The organism is Bartonella vinsonii subsp. berkhoffii ATCC 51672 (assembly GCF_902825225.1).
Taxonomy (GTDB): Bacteria; Pseudomonadota; Alphaproteobacteria; order Rhizobiales; family Rhizobiaceae; genus Bartonella; species Bartonella berkhoffii.
Map to the genome: position 1 here is coordinate 1 of NZ_CADEAK010000030.1, position 4536 is coordinate 4536.

At 46.1% G+C, this 4536-nt stretch carries 6 protein-coding genes and 2 pseudogenes; all 8 read left to right on the forward strand.

The features are described from left to right. The first annotated feature begins 65 nt into the window (after positions 1 to 65). Positions 66 to 464, forward strand: a pseudogene (locus tag J7R10_RS07645) (hypothetical protein). After that, positions 464 to 1129, forward strand: a complete 666-nt coding sequence (locus tag J7R10_RS07650; protein WP_026501422.1) for a Mu transposase C-terminal domain-containing protein — start codon at positions 464 to 466, stop codon at positions 1127 to 1129. The pseudogene J7R10_RS07645 and the gene J7R10_RS07650 overlap by 1 nt, the downstream one beginning before the upstream one ends. 305 nt (positions 1130 to 1434) lie before the next feature. Continuing rightward, positions 1435 to 2466 (forward strand): AAA family ATPase, encoded by a 1032-nt coding sequence (locus tag J7R10_RS07655; protein ID WP_208436410.1) that lies wholly within the window; start codon positions 1435 to 1437, stop codon positions 2464 to 2466. Further along, positions 2463 to 2747, forward strand: a complete 285-nt coding sequence (locus J7R10_RS07660) for a hypothetical protein (protein WP_010705510.1) — start codon at positions 2463 to 2465, stop codon at positions 2745 to 2747. Before J7R10_RS07655 ends, J7R10_RS07660 begins: the two co-directional genes overlap by 4 nt. Further along, positions 2744 to 2992: a hypothetical protein gene (locus J7R10_RS07665; RefSeq protein ID WP_010705509.1), complete on the forward strand. Its 249-nt coding sequence runs from the start codon at positions 2744 to 2746 to the stop codon at positions 2990 to 2992. Before J7R10_RS07660 ends, J7R10_RS07665 begins: the two co-directional genes overlap by 4 nt. 14 nt (positions 2993 to 3006) lie before the next feature. After that, positions 3007 to 3630 (forward strand): DUF3164 family protein, encoded by a 624-nt coding sequence (locus J7R10_RS07670; RefSeq protein WP_010705508.1) that lies wholly within the window; start codon positions 3007 to 3009, stop codon positions 3628 to 3630. 8 nt (positions 3631 to 3638) lie between these two features. Further along, complete coding sequence (locus J7R10_RS07675) at positions 3639 to 4271, forward strand: regulatory protein GemA (protein ID WP_010705507.1); 633 nt, start codon at positions 3639 to 3641, stop codon at positions 4269 to 4271. Positions 4272 to 4277: 6 nt separating this feature from the next. After that, a pseudogene (locus tag J7R10_RS10020) lies at positions 4278 to 4536 on the forward strand (hypothetical protein); the annotation flags it as partial.

A 4536-nucleotide genomic window follows, 5' to 3' on the forward strand; every position in this document is an offset into this window, starting at 1 on the left:
AACCGTTTTTATGGGTTGGCTTTGGCGATTAGATGGTGGTCATATTATTTTTATAGGGGGTGGTTATGGTTGCTGCTTGTAATTTATGGACCCCAGATGTCAGAAGTGATATCGTTAATCCTTATTCAGAAGTTGAACGTTTACAGGTGATGCTTTCCTGTTCTTTTAAGGCAGTGAGTGGTGGATTTAAGCATCTGCCTATCCGGTATATTATAGACCCTCCGCATGGCTTATTCGATGCAGCGTTAGCACGACAGATTGTTATCCATATTCTGCATTATTAGTTTGAGGAGCCACGGCGGCGTCTTGTTGCCATACAGGCACGGCAGCGGACTTCTATTTCTCTGTCTCTGCAGGTGATTAACCGGCGTTTGGAAGAGCCTGTCTTTGCGAAAGCTTATCGAAGATGGGCGGGGTGTGCGATGGGTTTGTTTTTTAAGGAACTCAGAAAGGCGGCGGCGTGATGGCACAGTTTCAAAAGCTTGTTCTTGATGTGATTGTTGTGCTGGAGCGTATCCGCCTTGTGGATGATGAGCATGCCAAGGCACTTGCGCAAGCGACAGCGGCACAACGGGCTTTATGGCTTTTAACATCTGAAGGATTGCGTGCGCAAAAGGGCACGGGAGAGATCCATTTTTATGGCAATCGTTATTGGGCGCGTGCGTTGAATGAATATGCGGGGCAGAAGGTGATTGTGCGCTTTGATCCGGATTATTTGCATCAAGATTTACGGGTTTATGATTTGAACAATCGGTTTATTTGCATGGCATCTTGTCTTAGTGATGTGGGTTTTTACGACCAGCAGACGGCACGTCTCAATGGGCGTTTGCGTAAAGAGTATGTGAAGGCTGTGAAATCCGAAAAGCAGTTGGCAGCTAAACTTGCTCCTGATCAATTGGCTGATGTTTATGGGCACCTTGAGAAAAAGGGTAAAGAGTTAAAATGCAAATCTGCGATAAAGCCAAAGGTTACGCGATTGGTTGCAAACAATGTGGGGAATTTGGCTTTGCAAGCAAAGGAGGACGAGGCTTTGGGGGAAGAAGAATTTAGCCATCATTTGCATAAAGCTTTGAGAAAGCTTTCGGCGTCTGATGAAGGGCGTGAAGTGATAAAGTTTCCTAAGCAATAGGAAAAGGAGAGGGGGGATTTAAGGGGACTGGTTGAGGTCCATGTGCGGGGTTGAAGAATGAACAAAGAAAGGGGGGGAGAAGTCTTATCCATTTCAAATCAATAGAATCCAGTTTTTATGCGTCTTTGCCTGATTGGGTGAGGAGTATGGAGTGATTTAAGTTTCCCCTTTGAATGAAAAAGAAGCAGGGGGGAGATTGTCGGGAGCCGGTTGAGTATCGCGTACGGCTTGAAGAATAACACGAATGGGTAGGTGGGAGCCTACCCATTCAAGAGTCTAAAATCAATACGAGAGGGAGATTATAGATGAAACACGCGATAAATGCAACGGTCGATAAAAATCCTTGGGCGCGACCTAAAATCCAGCTTAATGGAACAGCACAAAACCGCAGCAGTGATGATATTGCTTTATGGAATGCACTTGTGGATGCGGTGAGAGCTATCGCAAAAATGCATGATTGGACGAAGGCGGAAGTGGCGCGACGCATAGGCATGCCGGATGGAACATTTTCGCAATGGTATGCGGGCAGTTATGCGGGGCAATTGGGCAAGCAGAATGCAAAAGTTCAACAGTGGGTAGAGGCTTTAAAGGAAACGGCGGGGTTTTTGGAGAAGATCCCTGAAAAGCCGGCCTTTCAGAGGAATCGCATTGCCAGTGAGATCATTGATACTTTAACGCTGGCACAAAGCACGGGTGATATGGTGATGATTACGCTTGATGCGGGCAGTGGCAAGACGGAAACCTGCCGCCATTACCGTGCGACCCGTCCGCATGTTTATCTGGTGACAGCAAGCCCGCATACGCGCAGTGTTCATGGTATTTTGAATGATATGGCAGCAGAATTGGAAGTGGTGGAATATAATCCCACCCGTTTAACCCGTGCGATTGGCAAGAGGTTAGAGCGGGTAGGTGGTGGGACGTTACTGATTGTTGATGAGGCGCAAAATTTAACGGATGAGGCGATTAATCAATTGCGCCATTTTGTTGATATCAATGGCACAGGGTTAGCTTTGGTTGGCAATGATGAGATTTCTGGACGTTTGGTCCATCGTCAAAATGGACCCTCTTATGCGCAAATTAAAAGCCGTTTGGCAATGCATCTGAAACGTCGCAAACCCTATAGTGAGGATATTGCCGCGCGTATCCATGATTGGGGGATTGAAGATCCTGGGGCGATAAAATTTCTGACAGGGATTGGCTTAAAGGCTGGTGCTTTGCGGCAAATTGACAAGACCATGATGTTGGCACGCATGGCAGCGCTTGGGGATGGATGTGAGGTAACACTTAAACATGTCAAAGCGGCATGGAAAAACCGTGATGTGGAGGAATTGGCATGACCCCTTTATGCGACAAAGAATTATCCAATACGCTTATTGGTCTTTATGACGATTATCAACGCGGTTTTGAGATTGGAGAACAGCTTAAACTCTGTGTGGATTTGGCGTTATCCCTTGAGTTGGAATTGAGTATTCACCGTTTAAGCGAAGCAGAGGCGGTTTTAGAGGGGCAAGTGGTGGAAGCTTTGCCCCGTTGCAGAAATCCTTATTCCAAGAGGGATGAGGCAATTGATGCAACCAGTACAGTTATTCATATGGATTTTGGAGGCGAAAAGTTATGAAACGGAACCCTTATATGGTGAGAGATTGCTTGGTTGCTTTGCGCTCTGCTTTGTTAAAGCATGAACTGGAAGGCATTTTTTTGAGTGCGAAAGATGTTCGAGAATTGAATGATTATTTACGCCGCTTGGCGGGTTATAACCACATTTTAGGGCATGAACTTTTGCGGTGTCGTTGGCAAATAAAGGCGGGGTACAAGCCGTTGTCAGGGGATGTTGTGCCGTTTCGCCGTTTTCAAAAAACATAAGGAGGACTTTTGTGATGAATCAACCAATTGAGCTTGAAGGAACACATTATATGAAGGATTCGAAGGGGGCTTTGGTGCCGGTAAGTCTGATCCGCCCTGCGGATTTATTAGAAGATGAAACGGTGCGTAAAATTATGGGCTTTGCCAAAGAATTATCGGCAAGGGTTGCGCGTTTTAACAATCATACGATTGCGGATTTGAGTGCCTTTGATAACTTGCTTGCGCAAGAATATGGTGTGGAGCGGCGTGGCAAAAAGGGCAATTGTACTTACCAGAGTTTTGATGGTTTGCAACGCATTAAGGTGCAAGTGCAAGAGAGCTTTGATTTTGGTCCACAATTACAAATTGCCAAAAGCCTTCTTGATGAATGTTTGAATGAGTGGTCTGCGGATGCGCGTCCTGAAATTCGCGCGATTATTACGCGTGCTTTTAATACGGATAAAGAAGGCAAGGTGAATCGGGGCGAAATCTTTATGCTGTTGCGTTTGGATATTGATGATCCACGCTGGAATGAGGCTATGCGTGCAATTCGTGAAGCCATTCGTGTGACGACATCTAAAGAATATGTGCGCTTTTATGAGCGCGATACATTGGAGCATCCTTGGCGTCCTGTGATCATTGATGTGGCGAAGACGTGAGGGGTAACATGTCTTTAGCTATCCTTCATATGGGAAAACGCGCGTTAGGTCTTGATGATGAGACCTATCGCGCACTGCTCTATCGCTTGACGGGCAAGCAATCAGCGAAAGATTTGAGTGTTTCAGAGAAGCGTTTAGTCGTCAATGAAATGAAAGCGTGTGGTTTTGAGCCGAGTGTGAAGCGTTTAGAGGGGAAATATGCCAAGAAGCTACAGGCGCTCTGGATTGCTGGGTGGAATCTTGGCATTATTCGTGATCGTTCAGATAAGGCGTTGCTTAGCTTTGTAAAGAGGCAAACGGGGATTGATCATATTCGCTTTTTGCGAGATGGGGATGACGCGACAAAAGCCATTGAGGCGTTAAAAAATTGGTTGCAGCGTGAGGGCGGGGTTGACTGGAAAGGGAAAAAGATTCAAGATTCTTTGCAGAAACTACTGGGGCACAAAATGCCAGGATATTTGATTTTATGTGCCCAATGGAAGCGTTTGAATCCCCATGGTTCCTTTGACTGTGAGGCTTTTCATCAAGGTGTTATGGCTGTGAGTGGTAAGGGGATGGGCGAGATGGATGTTTTTGCTTTCAGGCAAGTGATGAATCTTTGGGGGCGGAAAATCCGTAAAGGTGTTAAAAGCGAGGGGTAAGCATGCATGCAAGAGGAAGTCTATAGCGATTTTCCTGCTTTATTGCGTGAAATAGCTGATGTTGCGGGCAGTGAAGCAGCATGGAATATGATGCGGGCTTTTGGCACGGCAATGATTTCTGCGGGGATTGTCCCTGAAAGTGCAGCACGTGGTTTTAATGCTATGAGTGCCCGCATTCAGGCAGGGGGCAAACATATTGAAGATGCTTTTGCCAATATCGGTCTTTCACGCCAAAAATTCATGGAAGATTTGGATAAAGATGCTA

What these genes read in the sequence shown, in the direction of transcription:
- J7R10_RS07670 (WP_010705508.1), top strand. Translation starts at nt 3,007, where the DNA reads ATGAATCAACCAATTGAGCTTGAAGGAACACATTATATGAAGGATTCG.
- J7R10_RS07660 (WP_010705510.1), top strand. Translation starts at nt 2,463, where the DNA reads ATGACCCCTTTATGCGACAAAGAATTATCCAATACGCTTATTGGTCTT.
- J7R10_RS07655 (WP_208436410.1), top strand. Translation starts at nt 1,435, where the DNA reads ATGAAACACGCGATAAATGCAACGGTCGATAAAAATCCTTGGGCGCGA.
- J7R10_RS07675 (WP_010705507.1), top strand. Translation starts at nt 3,639, where the DNA reads ATGTCTTTAGCTATCCTTCATATGGGAAAACGCGCGTTAGGTCTTGAT.
- J7R10_RS07665 (WP_010705509.1), top strand. Translation starts at nt 2,744, where the DNA reads ATGAAACGGAACCCTTATATGGTGAGAGATTGCTTGGTTGCTTTGCGC.
- J7R10_RS07650 (WP_026501422.1), top strand. Translation starts at nt 464, where the DNA reads ATGGCACAGTTTCAAAAGCTTGTTCTTGATGTGATTGTTGTGCTGGAG.